Origin of the sequence: Corynebacterium frankenforstense (assembly GCF_030211955.1) — a bacterium.
In the GTDB taxonomy this organism is placed as follows: domain Bacteria; phylum Actinomycetota; class Actinomycetes; order Mycobacteriales; family Mycobacteriaceae; genus Corynebacterium; species Corynebacterium frankenforstense_A.
On the sequence record NZ_JASODI010000065.1, the window covers coordinates 1 to 277 of the forward strand.

Here is a 277-nt window from a genome sequence, read left to right on the forward strand (position 1 = left end):
TCAGACGTCGGCTGCGGTTCCGGTTCGAGCGTGGCATCCGGGTGCTGCGCCTTGAACTCCTCAAGATTGTTCTGGGCAGCCTGCAAGACGCTCCAGGCAGCATCCGCAGCTGCCTCGGCTTCGTCGATGCCTTCGCCCCTTTTCTGCGCTGCCCTAGCTGCCTCATCAGCAGCCACGTACTGATCCTTCGCTTCCTTCACCGCATCCAACGCTTCCTGCAGGGTGGTCGGCTTCGGCAATTCCTCGACGGGAGCCACCTTGGTGGTCTCCTCGGGGG

General features: G+C 63.2%; 1 protein-coding gene. It reads right to left on the minus strand.

Annotation, left to right across the window (positions count from 1 at the left end; genetic code table 11):
- The coding region (locus QP119_RS11545) for a hypothetical protein (protein ID WP_284776312.1) at positions 1 to 257 on the minus strand (257 nt) is incomplete at its 3' end.
- Positions 258 to 277 lie beyond the last annotated feature (20 nt).